At 68.1% G+C, this 26,951-nt stretch carries 24 protein-coding genes; 9 read left to right on the top strand and 15 right to left on the bottom strand.

From position 1 onward, the window contains the following. Positions 1-3: 3 nt before the first annotated feature. Complete coding sequence (locus JAN5088_RS05390) at positions 4-900, bottom strand: 5-bromo-4-chloroindolyl phosphate hydrolysis family protein (RefSeq protein ID WP_055681791.1); 897 nt, start codon at positions 898-900, stop codon at positions 4-6. Positions 901-1,215: 315 nt separating this feature from the next. On the opposite strand from JAN5088_RS05390, the gene metZ reads away from it, so the two are divergent. The 4 genes from metZ (at position 1,216) to chrA (ending at position 5,556) form a co-directional block, all read left to right on the top strand. Further along, on the top strand, positions 1,216-2,409 hold the full coding sequence (metZ, locus tag JAN5088_RS05395; RefSeq protein ID WP_055681792.1) for an O-succinylhomoserine sulfhydrylase: 1,194 nt from the start codon (positions 1,216-1,218) through the stop codon (positions 2,407-2,409). Positions 2,410-2,519: 110 nt separating this feature from the next. Next, positions 2,520-3,560, top strand: a complete 1,041-nt coding sequence (folE2, locus tag JAN5088_RS05400) for a GTP cyclohydrolase FolE2 (RefSeq protein ID WP_055681793.1) — start codon at positions 2,520-2,522, stop codon at positions 3,558-3,560. 119 nt (positions 3,561-3,679) lie between these two features. Then, positions 3,680-4,327, top strand: a complete 648-nt coding sequence (locus JAN5088_RS05405) for a rhodanese-like domain-containing protein (RefSeq protein WP_055681794.1) — start codon at positions 3,680-3,682, stop codon at positions 4,325-4,327. Further along, positions 4,324-5,556, top strand: a complete 1,233-nt coding sequence (gene chrA, locus JAN5088_RS05410; RefSeq protein WP_055681795.1) for a chromate efflux transporter — start codon at positions 4,324-4,326, stop codon at positions 5,554-5,556. The genes JAN5088_RS05405 and chrA overlap by 4 nt, the downstream gene beginning before the upstream one ends. Here the strand turns inward: chrA and glmM are convergent. From glmM to JAN5088_RS05450, 8 genes are all read right to left on the bottom strand, one after another. Then, positions 5,553-6,899 (bottom strand): phosphoglucosamine mutase, encoded by a 1,347-nt coding sequence (glmM, locus tag JAN5088_RS05415; protein ID WP_082429829.1) that lies wholly within the window; start codon positions 6,897-6,899, stop codon positions 5,553-5,555. The genes chrA and glmM overlap by 4 nt on opposite strands. Continuing rightward, positions 6,880-7,872, bottom strand: coding sequence for a dihydropteroate synthase (folP, locus tag JAN5088_RS05420; RefSeq protein ID WP_055681797.1), 993 nt, complete (start codon positions 7,870-7,872; stop codon positions 6,880-6,882). Before folP ends, glmM begins: the two co-directional genes overlap by 20 nt. After that, the gene (locus tag JAN5088_RS05425) at positions 7,869-8,810 is read right to left on the bottom strand and encodes a dihydroneopterin aldolase (RefSeq protein WP_055681798.1); all 942 of its coding nucleotides are present in this window, start codon (positions 8,808-8,810) and stop codon (positions 7,869-7,871) included. The genes folP and JAN5088_RS05425 overlap by 4 nt, the downstream gene beginning before the upstream one ends. A gap of 70 nt (positions 8,811-8,880) precedes the next feature. Beyond that, positions 8,881-9,555, bottom strand: a complete 675-nt coding sequence (locus JAN5088_RS05430) for a cell wall hydrolase (protein WP_055681799.1) — start codon at positions 9,553-9,555, stop codon at positions 8,881-8,883. 70 nt (positions 9,556-9,625) lie between these two features. Next, the gene (locus JAN5088_RS05435) at positions 9,626-12,160 is read right to left on the bottom strand and encodes a putative PEP-binding protein (protein WP_055681893.1); all 2,535 of its coding nucleotides are present in this window, start codon (positions 12,158-12,160) and stop codon (positions 9,626-9,628) included. A gap of 158 nt (positions 12,161-12,318) precedes the next feature. Then, a complete protein-coding gene (gene glyS / locus JAN5088_RS05440; RefSeq protein WP_055681800.1) occupies positions 12,319-14,517 on the bottom strand; it encodes a glycine--tRNA ligase subunit beta in 2,199 nt (732 codons plus the stop codon). Further along, positions 14,517-15,059, bottom strand: a complete 543-nt coding sequence (locus JAN5088_RS05445; RefSeq protein ID WP_055681801.1) for a DUF6446 family protein — start codon at positions 15,057-15,059, stop codon at positions 14,517-14,519. Before JAN5088_RS05445 ends, glyS begins: the two co-directional genes overlap by 1 nt. A gap of 16 nt (positions 15,060-15,075) precedes the next feature. After that, positions 15,076-16,002 carry a glycine--tRNA ligase subunit alpha gene (locus JAN5088_RS05450; RefSeq protein WP_055681802.1) on the bottom strand — a complete coding sequence of 309 codons (927 nt, stop codon included), beginning with the start codon at positions 16,000-16,002 and terminating at the stop codon, positions 15,076-15,078. Positions 16,003-16,160: 158 nt separating this feature from the next. Between JAN5088_RS05450 and JAN5088_RS05455 the strand changes: the two genes are divergently transcribed. Next, positions 16,161-17,921, top strand: a complete 1,761-nt coding sequence (locus JAN5088_RS05455) for a serine protease (protein WP_055681803.1) — start codon at positions 16,161-16,163, stop codon at positions 17,919-17,921. A gap of 6 nt (positions 17,922-17,927) precedes the next feature. Here the strand turns inward: JAN5088_RS05455 and JAN5088_RS05460 are convergent, their stop codons facing one another. The 4 genes from JAN5088_RS05460 to ilvC form a co-directional block, all read right to left on the bottom strand. Continuing rightward, positions 17,928-19,376: a TrkH family potassium uptake protein gene (locus JAN5088_RS05460; protein WP_055681804.1), complete on the bottom strand. Its 1,449-nt coding sequence runs from the start codon at positions 19,374-19,376 to the stop codon at positions 17,928-17,930. A gap of 31 nt (positions 19,377-19,407) precedes the next feature. Next, a complete protein-coding gene (locus tag JAN5088_RS05465; protein WP_055681805.1) occupies positions 19,408-20,349 on the bottom strand; it encodes a DMT family transporter in 942 nt (313 codons plus the stop codon). A gap of 49 nt (positions 20,350-20,398) precedes the next feature. Beyond that, the gene (locus tag JAN5088_RS05470; RefSeq protein ID WP_055681806.1) at positions 20,399-20,869 is read right to left on the bottom strand and encodes a hypothetical protein; all 471 of its coding nucleotides are present in this window, start codon (positions 20,867-20,869) and stop codon (positions 20,399-20,401) included. 119 nt (positions 20,870-20,988) lie between these two features. Then, positions 20,989-22,059 carry a ketol-acid reductoisomerase gene (gene ilvC / locus JAN5088_RS05475; RefSeq protein WP_267885366.1) on the bottom strand — a complete coding sequence of 357 codons (1,071 nt, stop codon included), beginning with the start codon at positions 22,057-22,059 and terminating at the stop codon, positions 20,989-20,991. Between the two features lie 84 nt (positions 22,060-22,143). Between ilvC and JAN5088_RS05480 the strand changes: the two genes are divergently transcribed. From JAN5088_RS05480 to JAN5088_RS05490, 3 genes are all read left to right on the top strand, one after another. Then, positions 22,144-22,599, top strand: a complete 456-nt coding sequence (locus JAN5088_RS05480; protein WP_055681808.1) for an Lrp/AsnC family transcriptional regulator — start codon at positions 22,144-22,146, stop codon at positions 22,597-22,599. After that, a complete protein-coding gene (locus JAN5088_RS05485; protein WP_055681809.1) occupies positions 22,599-23,054 on the top strand; it encodes an Lrp/AsnC family transcriptional regulator in 456 nt (151 codons plus the stop codon). The genes JAN5088_RS05480 and JAN5088_RS05485 overlap by 1 nt, the downstream gene beginning before the upstream one ends. A gap of 95 nt (positions 23,055-23,149) precedes the next feature. Then, positions 23,150-24,280 carry an aminotransferase class V-fold PLP-dependent enzyme gene (locus JAN5088_RS05490; protein ID WP_055681810.1) on the top strand — a complete coding sequence of 377 codons (1,131 nt, stop codon included), beginning with the start codon at positions 23,150-23,152 and terminating at the stop codon, positions 24,278-24,280. On the opposite strand, the gene JAN5088_RS05495 is transcribed toward JAN5088_RS05490, so the two are convergent. Both JAN5088_RS05495 and JAN5088_RS05500 read right to left on the bottom strand, forming a co-directional pair. After that, a complete protein-coding gene (locus JAN5088_RS05495) occupies positions 24,262-25,488 on the bottom strand; it encodes an FAD-dependent monooxygenase (protein ID WP_055681811.1) in 1,227 nt (408 codons plus the stop codon). The two genes, JAN5088_RS05490 and JAN5088_RS05495, sit on opposite strands and share 19 nt — an antisense overlap. A 25-nt stretch (positions 25,489-25,513) precedes the next feature. Then, positions 25,514-26,161: a pyrimidine 5'-nucleotidase gene (locus JAN5088_RS05500; protein ID WP_055681812.1), complete on the bottom strand. Its 648-nt coding sequence runs from the start codon at positions 26,159-26,161 to the stop codon at positions 25,514-25,516. 140 nt (positions 26,162-26,301) lie between these two features. Between JAN5088_RS05500 and JAN5088_RS05505 the strand changes: the two genes are divergently transcribed. After that, on the top strand, positions 26,302-26,937 hold the full coding sequence (locus tag JAN5088_RS05505; RefSeq protein ID WP_055681813.1) for a GntR family transcriptional regulator: 636 nt from the start codon (positions 26,302-26,304) through the stop codon (positions 26,935-26,937). Positions 26,938-26,951 lie beyond the last annotated feature (14 nt).

Below are 26,951 nucleotides of genomic sequence, written 5' to 3' on the forward strand. Positions count from 1 at the left end.
GGTTCAGTCTCCCGTTGGCAGGCCGTCTCGTTTCAGACGGTCCCGCAGAACTTCGATTTCGACGTCGAGATCGGTGCGATCTCCGATCAGCAAGGTTTCGCGCCGTGCCTCGATCCCGCGTTCAAGCTCATCGAGCAAGCGGAAATACTCGATCCGCGCGCCCTCGTCCCGGGTCGCGGCATAGAGGTCGGCGAACTTGACCGTCGCGTCGCGCGCGCCCATCAGGTACACGCCCAGATACTTGCGCGCGGCAGTCAGGTCACGCGGATCGTCCTCGACCGTGCGGAACATCGCGCGCGCCGTCTGCGACAGCCGGGCCACGCGCTTCTCGGCCTCCCGGTCGCGGGCACGCAGCACGGCATCCTGCATGGCGGCGAGGTATTTCTTCGCCTCCTCAATGGTGCGGGCGACGCGGTCGGTCTGGAAGCTGTCGACCCCTTCCATCCCCTTGTCCGTCATCGGGTCGAGCCCGAAGGCCACCAGATGCAGCGCGCCGGCCACGACGCCATAGACCGCCGCGGGGATCAGCCCCGCCAGCCCCAGCGACGCCGCCAGCATGACGCCGATGCCCGTGGCAAACGCGCCCATGATCTTGCGCGGCACGGCGGGGCGCCGCGCGATGCGCCGCTCGGCCCAGGCGGCCTCGGCCTTCAGCCCCTCGCGCGTGAGGACAGCGCCGCCGAACAGCACGCCCGCCGCAGCCAGGTTCATGGCCATGGCCACGGGGCCGGGCTGGAAGAACGCGGTGACGACGGGCAGGACGGACAGCGCCATGAGGATGGCCGTCCGCGCCCGGCCACGCAGGGGCGGACGCAGTGCCGGCGCCGGCGGAACCTTGCCGGCAGGCGTTGCGTCGGAAGCGCCGCCCGGACTGAACCGGCCACCGAACCGCTGCGCCATCTAAAGGACCCCGCCGTCAAGGACGCCGAGACCGGCCAGAGCGATCAGCACGGCCAGCGCCGCAAAGGCGATCTTTTGGACCCCGTCGGACCCCATGGCGGGCACCCCCTGAAAATCTCTGTCGCACAGTAGGAAATCCTGCCCGGATAGGCCAGCCCGCCCATACCCGGATGCAGCGTTTCGCTTGAAGTTTCCGCCTGTCCACGATACCCCGTCCGCCCGGAGAGGCGGTGTTCCCGACTGTCCGTTCCGGCGATGCCCGTCCGACGAACAGGCGGGCGCGCCACTGCGCGGCGTCCGAAGGAGATCCGGCCCATGAAAGACTCGTCCCCGCGCGCCCGGAAGCCCCGGACGCTGGCCGTCCACGCCGGCACGCGCCGGTCGCAGTACGGCGAGGTGTCGGAGGCGATGTTCCTGACGCAGGGCTTCGTCTATGAGACCGCCGAAATCGCCGAGGCACGGTTCCAGCATTCCACGCGCGACGAGTTCATCTACGCCCGCTATGGCAACCCGACCGTTGCCATGTTCGAGGACCGGATGGCCGCGCTGGAGGGGACGGAGGACGCGTTCGCCACCGCATCCGGCATGGCCGCCGTGAACGGGGCGCTGGTGTCGATGCTGCGCGCGGGCGACCACGTCGTCGCGTCGCGCGCCCTGTTCGGATCGTGCCTTTATATCCTCGACGAGATCCTGCCCCGCTTCGGTGTCGAGGTGACGCTGGTGGATGGCACCGACCTGTCGGCCTGGAAGGCCGCGATCCGGCCGGACACCAAATGCGTCTTCTTCGAAAGCGTCTCGAATCCCGCGCTGGAGGTCATCGACATTCGCGGCGTCAGCGACCTGGCCCATGCGGTCGGCGCCACCGTGATCGTGGACAACGTCTTCGTCACACCGACCTATTCCCGCGCCCTGGACCTCGGGGCTGACGTCGTCGTCTATTCGACCACCAAGCATATCGACGGGCAGGGGCGTTGCCTGGGCGGGGTGATCTGCGGCACGACCGAATTCGTCCGCAAGGTGGCCGAACCTTACCTGAAGCACACTGGCGCGGCCATGTCGCCCTTCAACGCCTGGGTCATGCTGAAGGGGCTGGAGCACATGGACCTGCGGGTCCGCGCGCAGGCCGAGACCTGCGAGAGGCTCGCCATCGCGGTCGAGGGGCACCCGAAGCTCGCTCGTGTGATCCACCCCCACCTGATCTCGCACCCCCAGCAGGCGCTCGCACGCAAGCAGATGGAGAAGGGCGGCACCGTCCTGGCGCTCGACCTCGCCGGCGGCAAGGAGGCGGCCTTCCGGTTCCTGAACGCGCTGGAGATCGTCCTGATTTCGAACAACCTGGGCGACGCGAAGTCCATCGTCACGCATCCGGCCACCACCACGCACCAGCGCCTGCCAGAGGAGCAAAAGGCCGAACTGGGCATCACGCCCGGCCTCGTCCGTCTGTCGTGCGGCCTGGAGGATGCGGACGACCTCATCGCGGATGTCCTGTCGGCGCTCGACCAGGCCTGACCGAGGTCGATCCGCTGGGCGCGCTGGCGCGTATACGGTATGCTGGGGCTTGATGTGGCGCGGCGGATCGCCCACGTCTGGTTTCTGCGCGAACCGAGGGGGAGGGATGCATGACCATCCACGCACCGGATATTGACCGCGATCCGACCGAGGCGGAGGCGCAGGCGGCCCTGAACCTGCTGCGCCGCTATGCCGAAACCGGACAGGACGCGCGCGCCGGCCTCTATCCTGCCCTTTCCGCGAGCTTTCCCGACCATGTGGTCGACGACGCCTATCGCGCGACGCTCCCCGACCTTCAGAACGGCCCCGCCAGCCTGATCCGCGGCGCGGACCGGCGCATCCAGCATGTGGGCATCTCGAACTTCCGGCTGCCCCTTCAGGTCGCGACGCGCGATGGCGCGCGCTCCGTGGACGCATCCGTCACGGGCACCGTCAGCCTGGAGGCCGGGCGCAAGGGCATCAACATGTCCCGCATCATGCGGTCGTTCTATGCCCATGCCGCCCGTTCGGTGGGGTTCGACGTGGTGGAAGCGGCGCTCGACGACTATCTGGCCGACCTCGGCAGCTTCGATGCGAGGCTTCTGCTGCGGTATTCCCTTCCCTTGCAGGTAAACAGCCTGCGATCCGGGCTGATCGGATGGCAGTATTACGACGTCGCCATGGAAGTGACCCAGACGGGTCAAACGCGCCGCCGGATCTTGCATGTCGACTACGTCTATTCGTCCACCTGCCCCTGTTCGCTGGAGCTGTCGGAGCATGCCCGGCGCACGCGCGGGCAGTTGGCCACGCCCCATTCGCAGCGGTCCGTCGCCCGCCTCTCGGTCGAGGTCACGAGCGACGTGACGGTCGAGGACGTCATCGACATGTGCCGCGCGCAGGTTCCGACGGAAACGCAGGTGATGGTCAAGCGCGAGGACGAGCAGGCATTCGCCGAACTCAACGCAGCCAACCCGATCTTCGTCGAGGACGCGGCCCGCCTGTTCGCAGAAGGTCTGGAGCGGTTGGACGGCGTCGCCGATTTCCGCATCGTGGCGAGCCATCAGGAAAGCCTGCACAGCCACGATGCCGTCTCGGTCCTGACCCATGGCGACCTGTTTGCCGCCGACACCCTGGAACCCCGCCTGTTCGGCACGTTGATCCACGGCGGTTGACGGAGCGCCTGGGAACCTTCTAGCCTTGGTCCGGGGTCGCGCGCACCCCGATGCGGCCCGTCCGCAAGGCTTCGGCCCAAGCAGCGCATCCTGAAACCCGTTCCGGCGGAGGATGCCCCTTGGACCACGCTTTCATCACGCCCGACCGCCTGTTCCCCCGCCTTCACCTGCCCGACGCGCCGGTGGTCTTCGACGTTCGTAGGGATGACGATGCGACGACCGATCCCACGCGGCTGCCCGGCGCCCAGCGACTGACGCTGTCCCAAATTGAGTCCGCCCCCGTGCCGGACCGCGCAGTGGTCTATTGCCAGAAGGGCGGCAAGATCAGCCAGCTTGGCGCCGATGCGCTGCGGCGACGGGGCGGGCGGGCGTTGGTCCTGGCCGGCGGCCATCTCGGATGGGTCGCGGCGGGATTGCCCGTGCAGGCGCTCCCGCCGCCCTCCGCGCGTTGGATCGTGCCTCTCGACCCGGGCGCGAGCGAACTGGCCGCTTTGTGGGTGCTGCGTCGGTTGGTCGATCGGGCTGCACCGCTCCGCGCCGTCGGACGCGATCAGGTCGGCGCGGCCTGCACCGTCTGGGAAGCCTGCGCTTTGCCCGGAACGGCGAAAGAAATGGCGCGGCTGGCCGCTTTGGACCATCCGATCGTCGACAACCTGTCCCTTCCTCTCTTCTTGGAACGACTTCTGGCAGGGCGGCGCAGGCGGGGGGTGGACGCCGAAGCCTCGCTCGACCTCATCGACGACTGGCTGGCGGGAGCAAGGCGATGAACCCGCCTCCCTGGTCCGACATGATCCGCACGTTCGGGCGGATCGGCCTTCTGTCCTTCGGTGGTCCGGCGGCGCAGATCGCGTTGATGCACCGGGAGTTGGTCGAGGATCGGGCCTGGCTCGACGACGACACGTTCCTGCGCGGACTGGGATTCTGCACCCTGTTGCCTGGCCCGGAGGCGATGCAGCTCGCCACCTTCGCGGGCTGGCGCCTGCGGGGGGCGGCCGGGGGTGTGCTCGCCGGGCTCCTGTTCGTTCTGCCCGGCGCGGCGGTGATGATCGCCCTCTCGGCGCTTTACCTCGCTTTCGGGCGCCTGCCGACGGTCGAGGCGGCGTTCCTCGGCGTCAAGGCGGCCGCCATGGCCATCGTCGCGGGGGCGCTCTGGAAATTGCGCGCAAAGGCGTTGAAGGGGCCGGTCGCGTTGGGCGTCGCGCTCTTGGCCTTTGGCGCCCTGTTCGTGTGGGGCGTGCCGTTCTGGGTCGTCCTCGGCGCCGCGCTGCTGCTCGGTTTTGCGCGGGGCGGGGGACAGACCGCCGACTTGCCTCCCGCCCGACCGGCGGGCACGGGCCGGACGGTGGCGATCTGGCTCGGCGTCTGGTGGGCGCCGCTCCTTCTCCTGCTCGCGGTGGCGCCCGGGTCGGTGCCTGCCCAGGCTGGCCTGTTCTTCAGCTGGCTCGCCACGGTGAGCTTCGGCGGTGCCTATGCCGTTCTCGCCGCGCTCGCGCAGACGGCGGTCGACACGCGCGGCTGGCTGACGCCTGACCAGATGGTCGATGGCCTGGGCCTGGCCGAAACCACGCCCGGCCCCCTCATCCTGGTGACGGTCTTCACCGGCTGGCTTGGCGGCGCGCAGGTCGGTTTGGGTACGGCGATGACGACGGCGCTGGTGACGCTCTGGGCGACCTTCGCGCCCTGCTTCCTGTGGATCTTCGCGGGTGCACCCCATCTGGAACGGCTGACCGCACAGCCCCGGCTGCGCGGCGCGCTCGACATGGTGTCCGCAGCGGTGGCGGGCGTCATCGCGAACCTGTCGCTCTGGTTTGCGGTTCATGTCCTCTTTCCCGACGTCCGACCGGGCCCGCCGCCGATGCCCGACCCGACTACGCTCGATGTCCGCGCGCTGGCGCTCGCCGTCTTCGCGTTCGGCTGGCTCCTCATCCTGCGGCGCGGGCTTGTCGAAACGCTCGTGCTGGCCGCGCTGGCGGGCGCGGCGCTCCACATGATCTAGGTCGCGTCCCGCACTGCATCGGCCACATCGTCCACCACGCGGTCCAGCAGGCCGATATCCTCGCACTCCGCCATCACGCGGATCAGCGGCTCAGTCCCCGACGCGCGGATCAGGAGGCGGCCCGAGCCTTCGAGCCGCGCTTCGGCATGACGGATCGCGGCCTTCACCTTCGCGTCTTCCAGCGGGTCTGCCCCCGCCTCATACCGCACGTTTTCCAACCGCTGCGGCACCGGGTCGAAGCTCTGCATCAGGTCGGCGGCGGGCAGACCCGTCCGCACCATCTCGGCCAGGAACTGCAACCCCGCGATCAGTCCGTCGCCGGTGGTGGCGTGGTCGGTCATGACGATGTGCCCCGACTGCTCGCCGCCCAGGTTAAAGCCGCCCGCACGCATCGCCTCGACCACATGGCGGTCGCCGACGCGGGTGCGGTGCAGCGACAGGCCTTTCGCCTCCAGGAATCGTTCAAGCCCGAGGTTGGACATGACCGTGGCCACCAGCGTGTCGCCGCGCAGGCGTCCCTCGGCGGCCCAACGGCTGGCGAACAGGGCCATCAGCTGGTCGCCGTCGGCCACGCGCCCTTCGGCATCGAGGATCATCACCCGGTCCGCATCGCCGTCGAGCGCGATGCCCACGTCCGCCCCATGCGCGACCACGGCGGCCGCGCAGGTGTCGGTATGCGTCGATCCGCAGTCGAGGTTGATGTTGCGCCCGTTGGGCGAGACGCCCACGGGGATGACCGTGGCGCCCAGTTCCGACAGCACGTCCGGCGCCGCGCGATAGGCAGCGCCGTTGGCGCAGTCGATCACGACCTTCAGCCCTTCCAGCGTCATGCCGGAGGGAATGGTTGTCTTGGCGTATTCCACATACCGCCCGCGCCCGTCGTCGATGCGCCTGGCGCGACCGATGTTGGGGGCGTCGGCCAGCCGGACGCCGGTTTCGACCATGCGCTCGATTTCCGCCTCCGCATCGTCGGAGAGCTTGAATCCGTCGGGTCCGAAGAACTTGATCCCGTTGTCGTCGGCCGGATTGTGGCTGGCCGAGATCATGACCCCCAGATCGGCCCGCATCGAGCGGGCGAGGAGGCCCACGGCGGGCGTCGGCACGGGCCCCAGCAACAGGACGTTCATCCCCGTGCTGGTCAGTCCCGCGGTCAGCGCGTTCTCCAGCATGTAACCCGACTGCCGCGTGTCCTTGCCGATGACGACGCGGTGGGCGGAATGGCCGCCCGTTCCGTCGCGCCGGAAATACCGTCCGGCAGCAGCCCCGAGACGCAAAGCCATCTCGGCGGTCATGTTGCCCTCGTTGGCGCGCCCGCGCACCCCATCAGTTCCAAAGAGCGCCATCATATCCCCCCGTCACGCGCCACAGCGCCAATCCCTGCGCGACCTGCGCCACGTCGTGAACCCTGTGCATCTGGATGCCTTGTGCCACGGCCGCCAGGGTGATCGCCAGCGTTCCGCCCATGCGATCCGCGGCGCGGGGCGCATCGCCCAGCGTGCCGATGAACCCCTTGCGCGAGGCCCCAAGCAGGATCGGAACCCCCAACCCATGGAACAGGCCGATCCCGCGCAGCAGCGTCAGGTTGTGCTCCATCGTCTTGCCGAAGCCGATGCCGGGGTCGATCAGGATGCGGTTTCGCCGCACACCCGCCGCCTCGGCAGCGGCGATACGGGCGACGAGCGCATCGTAGACGTCGAGCAACACATCGTCGTAGCGCGGGTCGGCCTGCATCGTCTCGGGCGATCCCTGCGCGTGCATCAGGCAGATCGGCGCGTCCGCCGCGGCGACCGTGGCCGCCATGTCCCCGTCGAAGGTCATGGCAGACACGTCGTTGACCAGCACCGCACCGGCGTCCATGGCAGCCCGCGCCACCGAAGCCTTGCGGGTGTCGACGGAAAGGCGCCGGCCGGCCAGCGCCATGATCACCGGCAGGATGCGGGCGATTTCGGTTTCCGCCTCCACACCGGCCGCACCGGGCCGCGTGCTTTCGCCGCCGATGTCGAGGATGTCGGCGGCCTGCATCGCCTCGGCCTGTGCGACCGCCGCTGCGGTGTCGTCGAAGCGGCCGCCGTCGGAAAAGCTGTCCGGCGTGACGTTCAGGATGCCCATGATCGACGGCCGGTCGAAGTCGATGCCGGCGATGGGCGCGCGCGGCGTCAGAAACGGTTCGAGGTCCGCCTCCGCGATCTCGGTCACCGGCCGTATCCGAACCGGGTGACCGCGTTCGTGGACAGCCACGCGGTCGAACCGCAGCCATCCGCCGGCGAGCCGTGGTCCGTCGGCGGCCGGGTGGGGAAGGGGACGAAGGTATCTCATGCGACGTCCGATAGATCCGTGATCCGACGCTCCGGCACGGGGCCGGGCCGTGGGTCGGCGGGCAGGAAGAGTTCGACGGCGTGGAAGGCGGCCGCGAACCAGCGGGCCAGGGTCACTGGGTCTTCGGACTCCGGCGGATGGGTCGCATCCAGCACCAGGCGCGATGGCGCCCAGACCGTCAGCCCCCCGCGCCGCATCGACCAGTCGAGTTCGGTCCGGCTGTCGACCACCACGCAGCGCCGGTCGCGCGCGGCCAGCCGCCAGGCCGCCTGTTCCAGCGTCAGAAGGTCGATGCGCCGCTGCGCCTGCGTCTGCGCCGCGACGGGGGGCACGAAGTCGGGCGTGGCGATCAGGACCGTCGGCTCCGCATGGCCATCGAGGCGGTCGAGCAGTGCCGACAACTCCGCATCGTCCTGCGCCCCCGCAGGCAGCAGCACAACACGCGGGCGGGGGGCATCGTCGGCCAGGGTGATCGCCGGGGCCTGGGTGCGGGCGCGTACGATCTCCACCCCGAGGACATGCGGACCGCGGTCGAGCTTTTCGATCCGCACGAAGACGCGCGCGGCCCTTTCGTGGAGCAGGACGCGGGCGGCGATCCGTTCGGCAAGGGTCTCGAGAAGGTTCAGGCGCTCGGCCTCCAGCTCGAGTCCGATGGCTTCGATCAGGGTGTCGTAGCTCAGGATGCCGTCCACGTCGTCGCTTGCCACGGCATCGGCATCCGGCACGACCTCGGCCACGATATCGAAGCGGACACGCTGGGTCACGCCGCGCTCGGCCTGGAACGCGCCGATCTCGACGTCGCGGATGTGGTCGCGCAGCGAAATGCGATCGAGCGGCAGGCCGGTCGCCCGGGCGCGGTCGATGGGCGCGGCGAAGGCAAGGCGCAGGGCCTCCTGATCGGACGGCGTCGCGCGGGCGGCGGCGGGACTGGGGGACATGACGGACCTCCGGTGGGCTTCGTCGTCTGTCAGACCACGATGTGCGCCGTGACGAAAGACCCACGGGAGGTCAGGCGCCGGGAATCTGCTTATAGAACAGATGCCGCCCGACCGTCGCCACGCGCGGATAGACCCGTGCCCAATGCGGATGAACGTAGTTGGCATGATAATGGGTCGCGTCATGCGTCACGCGGCGCGGCGCGCCGTCGAGAAGTCGCCGCGCGATGTCAGCGGCGACGGTCCAGGCTCTGGGTTCCGTCACGGCCTCCGGGATGCCGTCGCAGGTATAGCTGAACTGGCAGGCATGCTTGCGCCCCGTGCCCTGTCGAACGACGGCGCAGACGGCATCCGGGTAGTTTTCGGCATCCACACGGTTCAGCACGACCTCCCCCACCGCCACCTGGCCTTCGACCGGTTCGCCCCGTGCCTCGAAATAGATGGCTTCGATCAGGCAGCGCAGGCTGTCGCCGGGCGCGCCCTGCGAGCCGGCGGCCATGGCGGTGTCGTTCCGCACGACCGGATTGCGGGAATAGTCCTCGGGCCGCGGCGCGCCCTGATCGGCGAGCGGCCGCGCCGAGCCCCGCAGCGGGCCGCGGGCCACGTCGGAGGGGGCGAGCGAAGCCATCCGTCCGAAGGCGCGCAGACCGACGCCCCCTGCAGCCAGGGATTGTGCCTGGGCCGGGCCGGACGTCGCCGCGAGGAGCAGCAGGACCGCCACGATCAGATTGTGCCACCAGGCCGCCATCCCCACTCCGTTCCTCGCCCGTTTGGGGTGGACCTAGCTCAGGGACGTTAGGGAAAGGTGAAGACGCGGTTCACTCCGTCTTGCCGGCCTTGCCGAGCAAGGTGGCCTGCGCCGCTGCCAGCTTTGCCACAGGCACTCGGAAGGGCGAGCAGCTGACGTAGTCGAAGCCGGCCAGCCGACAGAAGGCGATGGATTCAGGGTTTCCCCCATGCTCGCCGCAAAGTGCCAGCGTCACGCCGGGCCGGGCGGCGCGCCCGCGTGCCGCGCCCAGCAGAAGAAGCTCACCCACGCCGTCCACGTCGAGCGTCGTGAAGGGGTCTTCGGGATAGACCCCCTCGTTGACGTAGGCGGACATGAAGTGACCCGCATCGTCGCGCGACAGGCCATAGGTCATCTGCGTCAGGTCATTGGTGCCGAAGGACAGGAAGGCCGCGGTCTCCGCGATCTCGCCCGCACGCAGGGCGGCGCGGGGCGTCTCGACCATGACGCCCAGACGATAGGAAAAGTCGGTACGGTGTTCCTGCTGCACGGCTGCTGCCACGGCGTCGATGCGGCGCTTGACCAGTTCGACCTCACGGCGGGCGGTGACCAGGGGGATCATGATTTCCGGCGTCACCTCGACACCCTTGGCGCGCACGGCGACCGCGGCCTCGAAGATGGCGCGCGCCTGCATCTCATAGATCTCGGGCACTGCGATCCCGAGGCGGACACCGCGCATGCCGAGCATGGGGTTGTACTCCTGCATCGATTCGATGCGGCTCCTGACCTCCGACAGCGGCCGGTTCAGCGCCTCCGCCAGGGCACGCATGCCTTCGGTCTCGGAGGGCAGGAACTCGTGGAGCGGGGGGTCGAGCAGCCGGATGCAGACGGGAAGCCCCGACATCAGATCGAACAGACCGGTGAAATCGTCGCGCTGCATCGGCAGGAGGCGTTCCAGTGCGGCGGCCCGGTCGGCGGGCGTCTCGGCAAAGATCATCTCGCGCATGACGGTCAGGCGCCCGCTTTCGAAGAACATGTGCTCCGTCCGGCAAAGCCCGATGCCGTCCACCCCGAAGGTCCGGGCCAGCGTGGCGTCGGCTACCGTGTCCGCATTGGCGCGCACGCCGATGTCGCGCACGTCGTCGGACCACGCCATCAGGTCGCCGAAGGCACCGTCCAGCGTGGGCTCCGTCGTGGCCACGCGCCCGGCCATCACCTCTCCGGAGGAGCCGTCGATGGTGATCTCGTCGCCTTCCTTCAGGACCGTGCCGTCGGCCAGGGTCACGCAGCGGGTGCGGTGGCTGACCTTCAGACCCGTCGCGCCGGCCACGCAGGGCAGGCCCAGCCCGCGCGCGATGACCGCCGCGTGGCTCGTGGTGCCGCCGCGTTCGGTCAGTACACCGTCGGCCGCATGCATGCCCCGCACGTCGTCGGGCGTCGTCTCGCGCCGCACCAGGATGCAGGGCTCGTCCCGCGCGAGGTTTGCCTGCGCGGCCGCCGAGTCGAAGACGATCCGGCCCGCCGCCGCACCGGGCGAGGCGGCGATGCCCCGCGCCAGGACCTTGCGCTTCGCTCCGGGGTCGATCTGCCGGTGCAGAAGGCGGCCCAGCACGGCGGGCGACACCCGCAACAGCGCGTCCGCGCGCGATATGATCCCGTCGCGCGCAAGCGCCGCCGCGACCGCCACCGAGGCGCGCGCCTCGCGCGGGCAGCGCACGGCGTCGAGTATGGCGAGCCGCCCCTGATCGACGGTGAACTCGATCTGCATCTCCTCCCGCAGATGGCGGCGGCAGAGATGCCCCACCTCGATCAGCTCCCGATAGAGCTCGGGCAGCAATTCCTCCAACGATGGGCCGCGTACGTCGCGGGTGAGATAGATCGCGCGGTCGCGGTCCCGCAGCGCGTCGCGCCCCATCGCCTGGCCGAGATAACGGCCCGTGACGACCGGCTCTCCGGTGGCGGGGTCGATGAACTGGATCACCCCCGATCCCGATTGGCCCGGACCCATGCCGTTCGCCATCTTCTGGACGACGAGCCCCAGCCCCGCGTCGCTCGGCGCACCCTGCGCCTGGCGCAAAAGGCGCGCGGAGGTGCCTTCCCAAGCGCGGGCCATGCTGCGCAGGACGGCGGCAAGCTGGTCCGCGGTTTCCTGCGGGAAGGCTTCCTCCATCTCGGCCTCGTAGACGGCGCGGGCCTCCGCCGGCGTGGTCGCGGCGTCGAAAGGTTCCTCATCGAGGCGCATCACCTCGGTCGCGAAGGAGCGGATGAACCGCAGGTAGAGCTTGTCGGCCACCCCTTGGCCCAGCGTCTGGGCGAACCACGCGTGGGTGGCGTCGTTGAGGCCGATGTTCAGCACCGCGCCCGGCCCGCCCCAATCGGATGTCTCGCTGCTCGACCGGACAGAGAGGAGAAGCGGCGTGCCATCGAACAGGCCGATCATCGTGGCCAGATCGGGCATCCGGCCGTCGGCGATATCGCGCACGGTCTGGAAGGGCATGGCGACGGTTTGCGGAACCGGAAGCTCCATCCGCATCAGCCGCTGAAGGCATTTCGCACGATTTCCATGCCGGTCCGTGCGGACGTCGGCCTTGGGCGTGACCTCGACGAAGCCGGGAGTGTCGAGCATGATCTTGCCTTCGCGGTTGCTTTGCGGTTGCAGCATAGCGTCATGTTGCGCTGCAGCATATCGACAATACACGCTGGAAGCCTATTCGTTCCGCAACGTCTGCATAGGCCCCGTTGGGCATCGCCGCTTCGGGTGTTGCCGCGATGCCCGACCGGAGATCAACCGCCGATGCGCGACAGGTCAGCGATCCGGGTGCAGGTCCGCACGATTTCCGACAGCAGGTTCAATCGGTTGCGCCGGACGATGGCGTTGTCGGAGTTGACCTGCACCGCCTCGAAGAAGGCGTCGATAGGACCGCGTAGGTCCGCCAGCGCAGCCATGGCCGCCGGATAATCCTCCGCCGCCAGCGCCGCATCGATCTTCGGGCGCGCGGCTTCCAGCGCGTCGAACATCGCGCGTTCCTCGTCGGTCTCGGCCAGCTTGCGCTCCGCGCCATAGCTGTATTCGACCCCGTCTGCCGTTTCCGCCTGCGCCAGCAGGTTCGCGGCCCGCTTGTATCCCTGCACCAGGTTTTCGCCGTCGGGCGTTGCCAGCACGGCATTGAGCGCACGGGCGCGGGCGACGAGATCGGCAAGGTCGTCGGTCCGGTCGCCGGTCAGGCAGGCGTCGATGACGTCGTGGCGGATGCCCTCGTCGCGGAGGTGCTGCTTGAGGCGGTCGTGGAGGAAGGTGAGGAGGTCTTGTGCCAAGATTGCCCCGTACTCTTCCGGTTCGCAATCATCACCTGAAGAGGCATGCTGAAGCTGTTGTTGCGGAAGAGTGGCATCAGCAGCTTCTGAAGGGGCTTTCCGCGTTGCATCGGCACGTCCCTTGAGCCTTTGCCATTCAATGTCTTGGCGCGAAGCGCGGACAATAATCGGTCTCAGATTCGCTGACGTCTGACTGCTCAGGATCAACCGCACCACCCCCAAAGCCGCCCGCCGCAGCGCATAAGGATCCTTGCTCCCCGTCGGCTTCTCATCGATCGCCCAGAACCCCGCCAGCGTGTCCAGCTTGTCGGCCAGCGCCACGGCCACCGACACAGGCGCGGTCGGAACATCGTCCGAGGGGCCGAGCGGCGAATAATGCTCCTGCGCGGCGGCGGCGACTTCGCGGGCCTCGCCCGCGGCTTCGGCATAGTAGCGGCCCATCAGGCCCTGCAACTCGGGAAACTCGTAGACCATTTCCGAGGACAGGTCGGCCTTGGCCAGCCGCGCGGCGCGTTCGGCCAGATCGGGATCGGCGCCGACGGCGGGGGCAATTTCGCGCGCCAGCGCGGCAATGCGGTCGATCCGCTCCCTCTGGCTGCCCAGCTTGGCGTGGAAGGTGACGTTGGCCAGCGACGCGATCCAGGGCTCCATCTTCTCGTCCTGCGCGACGCGGAGGTCGTTTTCCCAGAAGAACCGCGCATCGGCCAGCCGGGCGGACAGCACACGGCCGTTGCCCGCGAGGATCGTCGCGCCGTCGTCGGCCGTTTCACGGTTGGCGACGGTGATGAAGCGGACGATCCGGCCGTCCCGATCGCGGACGGAAAAGAATTTCTGATGCTCCTTCATCGAGGTCTGCAACACCTCGGGCGGCAGGCCCAGGAATGCCTCGTCGATCCGGCCCATCAGGACGACGGGCCATTCCACGAGGCCCGCCACCTCGGCCAGAAGGCCCGCATCCTCGACCACCTCCAGCCCGGCCGCAAAGGCCTGGTTGGTCGCCTCCTGCCAGATCGCATCGGCGCGGTCCTGCGACGACAGCACCACCTTCGCACGCTTCAGCCGCGCCTCGTAATCGTCGAAGGACGTCACGCGGAACCGGTCTGGCGCCATGAAGCGATGGCCTTCGGTCGTGTCGCCCGCGACGATCCCATGCACGTCCAGCGGCGCGACCTGCGCGCCTTCGTCGTTCGTGAGGATGCACAGGATCGACCGAAGCGGCCGCACCCATCGCAGACTGCCGCTGCCCCAACGCATCGACTTGGGCCAGGGGAAATCGCGGATCGTCGCTTCCAGAACTTCGGCCACGATGGCGGGAGCATCGCGCCCCTTTCGCGTGATGCGGGCAAGATAGACCTGACCCTTCTTGTCGTCCACGATGTCGAGCTGATCGCGCGTCATGCCGACGCCGCGGAGGAAGCCGTCGATGGCCTTGTCGGGCGCGTCGGTGCGCGGGCCGCGCCGCTCCTCGGTCGTGGTCGGGCTGCGGTCGGTCAGGCCCTGCACCGACAGGGCAAGCCGACGCGGGGTGCAATGGGCGACCGCGCCGGCATAGGTCAGCCCCGCGTCGACCAGCCCGTCGGTCACCAGCCGGCGCAGGTCATCGGCCGCGCGCCGCTGCATCCGGGCCGGGATTTCCTCGGACAGCAGTTCGATCAGAAGGTCGGACATCAGAGGCTTCCCTCGATCAGGGGTTCAAAACTCGCACGGTCGGGACATTCCTCGCCCACAGGGGTGCCGTCATAGGCCTTGTCGCCGCAGTCATTCAACTCATGCCAGGCCCAGCCGCGCCCGTCGGGCGTCAGCGCGACGATGCGGTCCACGCCGTACTGCGCATTATGATAGGCGGTATAGGCCGTCGCCTCGCCTGCCTGCAGCAGGCCGTCCACCACGCCCGCGTCGAAGCAGTCGAACCAGGGCGGCGCGATGGTCGGGGCAGGGGCCGCACGCACCTCCACCGGGATTTCGCCGCCGAGGGCCGTCTGGTCGATGTCGGTCACGAAGCAGGCGCGGAAGCCCAATGGTGAGGATGAGGACGCGATGGCCTCGAGCGATACGACGGGCAGGGTGGTCAGCGACCCGTCGGGCGCCGCCAGCGTCAGCGTCACCGGCCCGTCCACGGTGGCGTAGTAGCCCCGCGTCTGCGCGTACCAGATGCCACCGCCGACCAGCAGCGCCGACAGCAGGATGGCGATAACTGCGAACTTGCCCAATGGTCCGGTTCCTTCCTCAGGCCGCGTCGGTCCAGCCGCCGGCCCGCGTCTGCAGGAAAGCGTCGGCACAGGCCTTGGCCAGCGTACGCACCCGTCCGATATAGGCCTGCCGTTCGGTCACTGAAATGACCCCCCGGGCATCGAGCAGGTTGAAGATGTGGCTGGCCTTGATGCATTGGTCATAGGCCGGATGGGCCATGACGATCCGCTTGCCGGTCTTCGGGTCCAGCGCGGGGCGCGACAGGATTTCGGCGCAATGTGCCTCGGCCTGGTTGAAATGCTCCAGCAGCATGGCGGTGTCGGCGGTGTCGAAGTTCCAGCGAGCGTATTCCTCCTCCGTCTGGCGGAAGACATCGCCGTAGGTCAGGGGAATAGTCGCGTCGGAGGCGTTGAACGGCATGTCCATGACGTGATCGATGCCCAGCACATACATCGCCAGACGCTCCAGCCCATAGGTCAGCTCCCCCGACACGGGGTGGCAGTCATGGCCGCCGACCTGCTGGAAATAGGTGAACTGGCTCACCTCCATCCCGTCGCACCAGACCTCCCAGCCCAGGCCCCAGGCACCGAGGGTCGGCGACTCCCAGTCGTCCTCGACGAAGCGGATGTCGTGCAGGTCCATGTCGATGCCGATGGCGCGCAGCGATCCGAGATAGAGGTCCTGCAGGTCGGGCGGGCTGGGTTTGATGAGGACCTGATACTGGTAGTAATGCTGCAGGCGGTTCGGGTTCTCGCCGTAGCGCCCGTCCGTCGGCCGCCGCGACGGCTGGACATAGGCCGCGGTCCAGGGGTTCGGCCCGAGCGCGCGCAGCGTCGTGGCGGGGTGGAACGTGCCCGCCCCCACCTCCATGTCGTAGGGTTGCAGCACGGCGCATCCCTTGCCCGCCCAGTAGGACTGAAGCCGCAGGATGATCTCCTGGAACGAGCGGGGGGCGTCGGACATGGGGCTTCGTCTCCGGCTGCGGGGTCGGCACCGCGTCTATGCGGCAACACTCTGCCCGTCAACGCGGCGCGTCTCGGCCTTCCCGGGTGGCGCAGGCCTTTCCTTGAGCGGTCCGGTTGATAAGGAAGCGTCAAGGATTGTCCCCTACGAGAGGTGTCATGCGTCTGGCCCTGATTTCCATCGTCCTGTCCGTCCTCGCCGGGATCGCCGCCGCGCAGGATCGCGCCTTCGTCCAGATCGAGGCACATCCCAGTCTGGTCGAGGCCATGAGCCGGGCGCGCGCCTATGGCGGCATCGTCACCGATATCAACGGGTTCTCGCTGGGCGGCGGCTGGTACGGGATCGCGCTCGGGCCCTATGACCCCGACACGGCCGTCGTTCGCCTTGCCCGTCTGCGCAATGAGGGTCTGATCCCGCGCGACAGTTATGTCACCGAAGGCGACACCTACGGCGAGCGCTTCTGGCCCGTGGGCGGCGCGTCGGAAACCGTCATATCGGACAGGCCGACCGGCAACACGCAGACCGCCGGCATCGCCGTGCCGGACTCCGCCGTGCCGGACTCCGTGGTCCCGGTCCCCGAAACCCCCGAGCCGGAGGAGACGGCGCGGGAGGCACGCCGCTCCGAGTCCCTCCTGACGCGGGAGGCGAAGATGGACATCCAGCGCGCGCTCCAATGGCTCGGCTTCTACGAGGGCGCAATCGACGGCAGCTATGGTTCCGGCACGCGCAATTCGATGGGTCGCTGGCAGGTCTCCGCAGGGGTCGCCGATGTGACCGGCATCCTGACGACGCGCCAACGGTCCCGTCTGATGGAGGACTACACGGCGGCGCAGGCCGAACTGGGCCTTGAACCGCTGGCGGTGGACAAGGCCGGCATCTCGCTGACCGCACCCATGGGGCTCGTCACATTCGACCGGATCGAGGCGCCCTTCGTCCACTATGCCGAGAAGGACGGCAGCGGCGTCCGCATGTCACTGATCTCGCAGCCGGGCGACGCGGCGACGCTCGCCGGGCTCTACGAGATCATCCAGACGCTCGACATCGTTCCGACGCTCGGTGACCGCTCCCGTTCGGAGGAAGCGTTCCAGATCACGGGGATCGCACCCGATCGGACGACGCGGGTCTCCGCTCGGCTGATAAACGGCAACATCCTGGGCTATATCCTCAGCTGGCCTGAAGCGCAGGATAAGCTGGCCGCGCGCGCTTTGCCCGAGATGGAGCGGACGCTCACATCGACCGGACCGGCCCTCTCGCCTGACACCGGGTTCGAGCCTGCGGAGCAGAGCTTCGACATGGTGTCCGGGCTGGAAGTTCGGCAACCGCTGCGCTCCGCCTCCGGCTTCTTCGTCGACCGGAGCGGCGTCGTCGTCACGGCATCGGGCACCGTCGAGGGCTGCGGACGCGTCACCATCGACCGAAGGCACGAAGCCGAGGTGATCCTGTCGCGGGACGGCGTCGCGGTGCTTCGGCCAATCGACCGGCTCGTCCCCCTTGCGACGGCGTCGTTTGCACCGGCGGAGGGGCGCCTGAAAAGCCGGGTCGCGGTCGGTGGCTTTCCCTACGGCGGTATCCTGGGGGATGCGACGCTGACCTTCGGGTCGCTGGAGGATGTGCGCGGACTGGAGGGCGAGGGCGATCTGCTGCGGTTGTCGCTCGCGGCACGCGCGGGTGACGTGGGCGGCCCCGTCCTCGATGCGTCGGGACGGGTCGCGGGCCTGCTCCTGCCTCGACCGGCAGGCGACGACCGGGCCTTGCCGGCGGACCTCACCTTCGCCCTCAAAGCGTCCGCGGTCGCCCGGTTGCTGGAGGACGCGGGCATCGACTCCACCCCGCCTGGAACCGGGAGCGGCGCCGTCGCGCCCGAAGACCTCACCACGCTCGCCATCGGCATGACGGTGCTGGTCGGTTGCTGGAAATGACCGTTGTCATCCGCGCCAGAAGCGGCGGGTGAACAGCACATAGACCACCACGAGTTCAAGCCGCCCGATCAGCATGGCCGCGGCGAGCAGCCACTTCGCCGTATCGCCCAGCATCGAGAAGTTGCCCGCGGGCCCGATGATGTCGCCAAGGCCCGGCCCGATGTTGGCGATGGCCGTCGCCGCGCCGGAGATCGAGGTGACGAAGTCCAGCCCGGTCATGGCGAGAAGCACGGCGAAAACGCCCAGCGTGACAACGAACAGGACGAAGAACGCCATTACCGAAGACAGCACGTCGGTGCCGACCGGGCGGCCTTCGTAGCGGGGGCGGAAGATGCCGTGGGGTGAATGGACCCGCTGCAGCTCCGCCTTCATCGCCGCGAACAGGATCTGATATCGGAAGATCTTGACCGAGCACGACGTCGACCCCGCGCATCCCCCGATCAGCCCGCAGAAGAAGAAAAGCGCGATGATGAAGCCGCCCCAGAGCATGTAGTCGACGCTGGCATAGCCCGTTCCCGTCAGGATCGACGCGATGTTGAACATCGCCTCGCGGATCGCCTGTTCCGGGTGATAGCCGTCCACCAGCATCAGCGTGGCCGCGGTCACGCCCACCAGCACGACGACCGTGCCCAGGAAGGCGCGTAACTGGCTGTTGGTCAGCAACGGCTTTCCATTCCCGTTCACCATCTGGACGTAAAGGACGAATGGTGAGGCGGCGATGAGCATGAACAACGTCGCGATGTACTCGATCGGCCCTTGGAACCGCTCGAAGCTCGCGTCGTAGTTGGCGAACCCCCCCGTCGAGACCGTGGTCATCGAATGAACGATGGCGTCGAAGGGGTCCATCCCGGCCGCACGATACGCGAGCCCGCATGCCACCGTGATCGCGAGGTAGATGGTCGATATGGTCGAGGCGATCTCGGCCGCGCGGGGCAGGACCTTGCCGCCCGTGTCGAAGGCCTCGGAGCGGAAGATCTGCATGCCGCCGACCCGCAGTTCGGGCAGGAAGACCATCGCCACGACGACGATTCCGATGCCGCCGAACCACTGAAGCAGGCCGCGCCAGAGCAGGATCCCTTCCGGCAGGGCATCGAGACCCGTGACGACCGTCGACCCGGTGGTGGTGAGGCCCGACATCGCCTCGAAGAAGGCATCCGTATAACTGAGTTGCGTCGCGCCGATCATCAGCGGCAAGGCCGCGAACACCGGCAGCATAAGCCACACGCAGGTCGTGAGAAGGAACGTCTGTTGTCGGCTCAACCGCTCGGGCACGGCGTTCGACGTCGCCAGCGACAGGCACATACCGATCAGGAGGGTGATGGTCCCGGCCTCGACGAAGACCGGCCATTCGCCGTTGCCGGCGACGATGTCGGCGATCATCGGCAGGGCCATCGACCCCCCGAGCGCCAGCAGAAGCAGGCCGATCACATATCCGACAGGGCGCACGTCCAGCATCGCGTCCGTGTCCGTCGCGCTGCAGCAGGTGTCAAGGACGGCGTGGGGCCTTCGACTTTCGCGGTCCGCGATGCCCCGACTGGCTGACCGCGAGGCCACAGCCGATCAGCGCGAGTGCCGCGAAGAACCGGCCGGGCAGGTCCTCGCCCAGGAGCAACGCGCCGCAGAGCATCGACCAGACCGGCACCTGATAATTCACCAGCGTCATGAACGAAGGTCCGGCGCTTCGGATCACCTGCACCCGCAGAAGCGTCGCAAGGGCCGTGGGGACCAGGCCCAGAAACACGATCGCCGCCATTGTGCCAGGGCTGGCCAGGCCCGGCATCCCCTCGACCAGCAACATCGCCGGCAGCAGGATCCCCGCGCCGACCAGCAGCGTCAGCGCCGAGAGCCATATCGCATCGACCGGCGGACACCGGCGTGTCAGGATGGAACCGAGGGCATAGCTGACGGTCGCCGCGATGCACGCGAGTCGGCCGAGCGCCACGAGGTCGCCGTCGCCGACAAGTGCGATGCCGGGCCCGAGCAGCACCAGCGCTCCGGTGAGCCCCAGGCCGAAACCCATCGCCTTGCGCGCCGTCAGTCGGTCGCCCGGGACGAACCAGTGCGCCATGGGCAGGACGAACAGCGGAAGCACCGCCATCGACAGCCCCGCGAAGGCCGAAGGCACGTATTGCTGCCCCCAGGACAGCAGCATGAACGGCAGGGCCGAAGTCAATACGCCCAAGGTCAGGACGAACCCCGCGAGCGTCGGGGTCATGCGTGGCGCGGAGCGTCCTGTGACCGCAACCAGCGACAGCAACGCCAGCGCCCCGAGCGTCGTCCGGGCCGTGGCGACCGTGACAGGCCCATATCCGCGCAGCGCGATGGTCACGACCATGAACGTACCGCCCCAGATCAGCCCCAGGCCGATCACCGATGCCCAGTTTCCCGGCGTCGGGGCCGATACGGGGGTGTCGGTCGTGGCGCTCATGGCACGAATGTCCCGACTGCGCGGATGCGACAGGCTATGGATTGCGTCGTCATTCCGAATAATGAGCGAACACCGCCGATTGCTGATCGCGCAGGAATGCGTCGGCATCGTCGAAGTCGTAACCGAGTTGTCGAGCGGCGACCGAGAACCCTTTCAAGGTGGAGGGATCCATGTCGCCCGTCCCGATATGCCGCTTGTTGACCACGATTGCGCTGACCATCGGCAAGCCACGCAGGTGCGCCCAGCGGACAAGATCCCCCAGGTGGGCATTCATCGCATGTCGGATGGCGTTCCAGTCCGCACCGTTTTCGTCTGCGACCTCGCCATAGCTCAGATACCGACCCTCGGCCGCGGCCCTGGCGATCAACGCAAGCGACGTCTCGAAATCGAGACCGGATCGTCGTCCGCGGGCCTCCAGAAGGTCATCGTACCTGGGTCTTCGCGTTTCGCCGAGACGTTCGTGGTTGGCGATTTCCGCATCCAGCTGATTGTCGGACATTTCGGATATCGCTTTCGCCATGACTTTCTCCGAACTCTCTCATGTTGCATAACCAACCCTGACGGTCGTCCGTAGCGGGGTCCAAATATCCGGATCGACCGGAGCGCGGAGCCGTTCGGGCGAACGGCTCCGCCCCTTGCTCAGTTCCGCGTCTTGTCAACCATCTTGCCGGCCGAGATCCACGGCATCATCTCGCGCAGTTTCTCACCCACGCGCTCGATCTGATGCTCGTCGTTGAGACGACGGGTGGCCTTGAAGCTGGGCTGGCCCACGGCGTTCTCGGACATGAAGTCACGCACGAACTTGCCGGTCTGGATGTCGGTGAGGACCTCCTTCATGCGCTTCTTGGTCTCGTCGTAGGGCAGGATGCGCGGCCCGCTGACGTATTCGCCATACTCGGCCGTGTTCGAGATGGAGTAGTTCATGTTGGCGATGCCGCCCTCGTAGATCAGATCCACGATCAGCTTCACCTCGTGCAGGCACTCGAAATAGGCCATCTCGGGCGCATATCCCGCCTCGACCAGCGTCTCGAACCCCATGCGGATCAGCTCGACCAAGCCGCCGCAAAGCACGGCCTGCTCACCGAACAGGTCGGTCTCGCATTCCTCGCGGAAGTTTGTCTCGATGATGCCCGACCGGCCGCCGCCGATCGCGGAGCAATAGGACAGCCCGATCTCCAGCGCGCGGCCGGAGGCGTCGTTGTCCACCGCGACGAGACAGGGTACGCCGCCGCCCTTCTGGTATTCGCAGCGGACCGTGTGGCCGGGGCCCTTCGGCGCCATCATGATGACGTCGACGGTCTTCTTCGGCTCGATCAGGCCGAAATGGACGTTCAGGCCATGGGCGAAGGCGATGGCCGCGCCGTCCTTCAGGTGATCGTGCACATGATCGCGGTAGGTCTTGGCCTGAAGTTCGTCGGGCATGGTGAACATGATGAGGTCGCACCAGGCGGCGGCCTCCTCGATTCCCATGACCTTCAGGCCCTCGCCCTCGGCCTTGGCGCGGCTGGCGCTGCCTTCGCGCAGGGCGACGACGACGTTCTTCGCGCCCGAATCGCGCAGGTTCAGCGCATGGGCATGGCCCTGGCTGCCGTAGCCCAGGATGGCGACCTTCATGTCCTTGATGAGGTTCACGTCGCAATCTCGGTCGTAGTAAACGCGCATGTCTCGGTTTCCTTGTGTTGATGCTGCGACATGGGTAGCGGCCTGCACGCGGGATGCAGAGAAGAACCCGACGTGGTATTCAGCTGTCGGGTGGAATAGTCATTCTTTGATTGGATCAGAAACAAGAAGATCATGCTCGACGACATCGACCGCCGCATCCTGCGTCGCTGGCAGGCGGACCCCGACATGACGGCGGCCGACCTCGCGGCGGCCATCGGCCTGCCGGCGGCAACCGTCGCACGTCGGATCGAACGTCTGCGCGAGGCCGGGGTGCTGCGCGGCGTGCATAGCGTCATCGATTGGACGGCCCTTGGCTATGCGGTCGAGGTTTCGCTTCGTGTCCAGCTCGACAAGACGGCACCGCGCGCCTTCGACACCTTCATGGCCGCGGCCCGCAAGGTGCCCGAAGTCACCGAGATGCAGACGTTCCTCGGCCGCGTCGACCTGCGCTTGACCGTGATCGCCCGCGACATGGCGCATTGGCAGAGCCTCTACCGCGATGCGATCCTGACCCTGCCGCATATCGCCGAGATCGAGGCGCTGATGCATGTCGCGACCGTCAAGACCGACCAGACGCTGCCGATCTGATGGAACCGCTCGACCCCAAGGACCGCGCGATCCTCCGCGTCGTGCAGACAAACGCGACCCTGTCGGCCGGAGCGGTCGGGCGCGCGGTCGGCCTGTCGCAACCGGCCGCCTGGCGTCGCCTGCGCCGCCTGCGTGACACCGGCGTGCTGCGCGGGCGGGAACTGTCGCTCGACTTGGAGAAACTGGGATTCGGCGTCACTGTCTTTCTGGGCATCAAGCTCGCCACGCGGGGCCGCGTCTCGCTCGACGATTTCGAGCGGGCGGTCTCGGCCATCCCCGAAGTGCGCCGCGTCGATCACGTTCTGGGGCGCTACGACTACCGCCTGCGCGTCACCGCCCGCGACCTGCCCGATTTCGAGCGCGTCCTGCGCCGTCGCATCATGGCCCTGCCCGGCGTGGGCGAGGTGGAGGCCAACGTCCTTCTGTCCGAGGAACGCCTGCCAGGCCCGATCTAGGCCACGCGCGCGACGGCCCGCGCGAAATCCCCGCGGCCCCTTTGCTTCCGCCCGCGCCCCGTGAAACAGTGCGCCAAAAGCAGCGGAGATCCGACATGGCCCTTCTCGACACCATCGACCCGCAGGGTCTGGACGAATTCTCGGTCGTCTTCACCGACCGGTCCCTCAATTCCATGAGCCAGGCCTTTCAGCAGGTCATGCGCGACCTTCATGCTGGGCTGGCCGAAGTCTACAACGCCGACCACGTCGTGATCGTCCCCGGCGGCGGCACTTTCGGGATGGAGGCCGTTGCCCGGCAGTTCGGGCAGGGCGCCAAGGCGCTGATCGTGCGGAACGGCTGGTTCAGCTATCGCTGGTCGCAGATCCTGGAGGCCGGGGCCTTCACCGAAGGGACCGAGGTGGTCAAGGCGCGCCAGTCCGGCAACGACAGTCGCAGCCCTTTCGCCCCGCCCCCCATCGCCGATGTCACCGCGCGTATCCGCGAGATGCGCCCCGACGTCGTCTTCGCCCCGCACGTCGAGACCTCGGCGGGCGTGATCCTGCCCGACGACTACATCCGCGCGATGGCGGAGGCCGCGCATGAGGTCGGCGCCCTGATGGTGCTCGACTGCATCGCCTCGGGCTGCGTCTGGGTCGACATGAAGGACACCGGCGTCGACATCCTTCTGTCCGCACCGCAGAAAGGCTGGTCCGCCTCGCCTTGTGCCGGTCTTGTGATGATGTCCGACCGCGCCGTGGAGCGGATGGAGGGAACCACCTCCGACAGCTTCGCGATCGACCTGAAGAAATGGCACGTGATCATGCAGGCCTATCTGAACGGCGGCCACGCCTATCACGCGACCATGCCAACGGATGCGCTGCGTGCCTTCCGCGACACACTGGAGGAGACGCGGGACTACGGCTTCGCCCGCCTCAAGTCGGCGCAATGGGAACTTGGAACCCGCGTGCGCGAGATGCTGGCCGCCAAGGGCATCCGGTCCGTCGCGGCCGAAGGCTTCGGCGCACCCGGCGTTGTCGTCAGCTATGCCCCGTCGCCCGAAGTGCAGTCGGGCAAGGCCTTCATGGCGCATGGGATGCAGATCGCGGCCGGCGTGCCGCTGCAATGCGACGAGCCGGCTGACTTCTCGAGCTTCCGCATCGGGTTGTTCGGGTTGGACAAGCTCAAGGACGTGGACGCCACGGTGAACCGTCTCGGCAGGGTGGTCGATCAGGTCTTCGCCGACTGAACATCGGGTCGGCGGCCCTGCGGGGTCTCCGTCGCACCGAGCCCAAGGTGCATGAGCGCCCGCCGGATCGGCGGGACGTCGTGGAACGCCGCGACGCCCGCGCGCCTCAGCCGTTGCACCGGCACCAGTCCGGCAATGGAGCTTCGATTGAGAAGGTCGATCCCCGCCATCCGCAGCGCCACGTCGGCCTGGCGCGCCCGCGCGTAGGCATCGAGCATCGAGTCCGATCCGATCTCTCCCGTCGCCGCAAGGTCACGCAACGTGGCGATGTCCTTCAACGAGGTGTTCAATCCCTGTGCGCCGATAGGGGGCATCGCGTGCGCGGCCTCCGCCACCAAGGCAAGGCGCCGCGCCGTGAACCGCCCGGCCAGCACCGACAGGATCGGCCATGCGGCGCGCCCGGGCACCAGGCGAAGATGACCCAGAACATCCGCAGACCGCTCGTTCGCAGCAGCCGCGAAGTCCGCATCGGACATCTCCATCCGGGCCTGCTGGATCGCGGCATCGTCCATCCAGACCACGCCCGACCGATGCTCCCCCTCCCGATCCGGCAGCGGCACGAGTGTGAAGGGGCCGCCCGAGCGATGCACCTCGACCGAGACATCCTCGTGCGGGCGATCATGGGCGACGGCGAAGACGATCGCGGTCTGGCCATAATCCACCCGCCGCACGGGGATGTCCGCCATCCGCCGCAAAGCGCTGTCGCGCCCGTCGCAGGCCACGACAAGCCGCGCGGTCAGGCGCGTCCCGTCCGACAGGGTGACGCGCGCCGCGGCATTGCGGCGGAGCATCGCCGTAACCGAAAGGCCGAACCTCAGATCGACGGTGTCGAGCGAGGAGGCCCGGTCGAGCAATGCACCCCGCAGCGCCCAATTCGGAAAGTTCCAGCCGAAGGGCGCGTCGGATATGTCGCGGGCATCGAAGTCGCGAACCACCGGATCGGGCATCGCCGCATCGACGATCCGCATCTTCCAAAGCGCGGTGCCGCGCGGCGCCAGCCCGTCCCAGGCACCGGCCCGCTCCAGCATGGTGCGGGCGGGTTGCAGCAGCGCGGTGGTCCGAAGGTCAGCGCCCGGCGCGTCCTCGCCCGTGACCGGGGGGGCAGGGTCCACCAGGACGACGCGATGACCCTCCGCGCCCAAGGCGCAGGCGGCGGCCAGTCCGGAGGGCCCGGCCCCGGCGATCAGGATATCGGTGTCGAATGTCATGCGCGACAGCTAGGCCGCGCGGGCTTCAGGTTCCAGAGGCCAGAATGCCGCGCAGGAATCCTGTCAGGTCGGGTGCGTGATGATGCACATGGGCAACATCCGCGCGCAGGGGCGCGACGTGAACCGTCGCCAGACCCATCTCGTGAGGCACAAGCAGGTTGCGGGCGCTGTCCTCGAACATCGCGGCACGGGTCGGGTCGAGACCGTCGCGGCCGAACACACGCCGATAGGCGGCCCGGTCGGGCTTGGGTGCGTAGCCTGCATGTTCGATCCCGTGGATCGCGTCCCAGAGACCGTCCAACCCGCGTGCGGCCAGAACCCGGTGGGCGTAGGGGGCCGTCCCGTTGGTGTAGATGACCTTGCGGCCGGGCAGGGCTACGATGGCGGCTCGCAGGTCCGGGTCGGGTGACAGGACCGAAAAGTCGATGTCGTGCACATCCTCCAGGAACGGTGCCGGGTCGGCGCCATGCTCACGCATCAATCCTGCGAGCGTCGTGCCGTGATCGTGCCACCACCGCGCCCGCAGCCGGTCGGCCTCGGCCAGCGACACGTCGAGGGCCGAGACGATCCAGCCGACCATCCGCGCCTCGATCTGCGGAAAAAGCGGGGCGGAGGGCGGATAGAGGGTCTCGTCCAGGTCGAAGACCCAGGTGGTGATGTGATCGAAGGGCATCGACGGCGAACCTTGCGAATGTCTCGGGCCGGGTTTGGCGGGCCGGTCACGGGCGGTCAAGGCTCCGAACGGTTGCCGGGCGCGCGGCGGGGCGATAGCGTTCATCGCCCGACAGAGGGGCGGCCAGACGACGGGGTGCCATGGTCCAGATCGCGCAGAAGGATGCACATGCGCTGATCCTCGATGCGATCGACCGGGGCGATTTTCGTCCGGGCGACCGTCTCGTGGAGAGCGAGCTTGCCGATCGTTTCGGCGTATCGCGGACCCCGGTGCGCGAGGCGTTGCAGCGACTAGAGACGCAGGCCGTTCTGATGCGCGACGGCCGCTCCCTGATCGTGGCGACGTTGAACCACGATCAGATGGCGGAACTTTACGCCGTGCGGACGGAGCTTGAGGCATTGGCCGCGCGGCTGGCCGCGCAACATGCGGCCCGCGAGGAAATCGTCGTCCTGCGTCAGATGGTCGACGAGGACGAGGCGCTGCTGGGCGACGCGCATGCGCTTGCCCGGGCCAATCGCCGATTTCACGGCCAGATCCATCTTGCCTCTCACAACCGCTATCTCGTCCAGCAACTCGGGACGGTCCATCGGTCGATGGCGCTGATGGCCACGACCTCGCTCGCGGCCGAGGGCCGGGGAGAGGCTGCTCTGTCCGAGCATCGCGCCATCGTCGAGGCGATTGCCCGACGCGACGGCGATGCCGCGGCGAATGCCCTGCGGGAACATCTGAGCCGCGCTTTCGAGACCCGATTGAGGGAAGAGGCCCGACGTCTCTAGGTGGCGGTAAGGTG

Origin of the sequence: Jannaschia rubra (genome assembly GCF_001403735.1) — a bacterium.
Taxonomy (GTDB): domain Bacteria; phylum Pseudomonadota; class Alphaproteobacteria; order Rhodobacterales; family Rhodobacteraceae; genus Jannaschia; species Jannaschia rubra.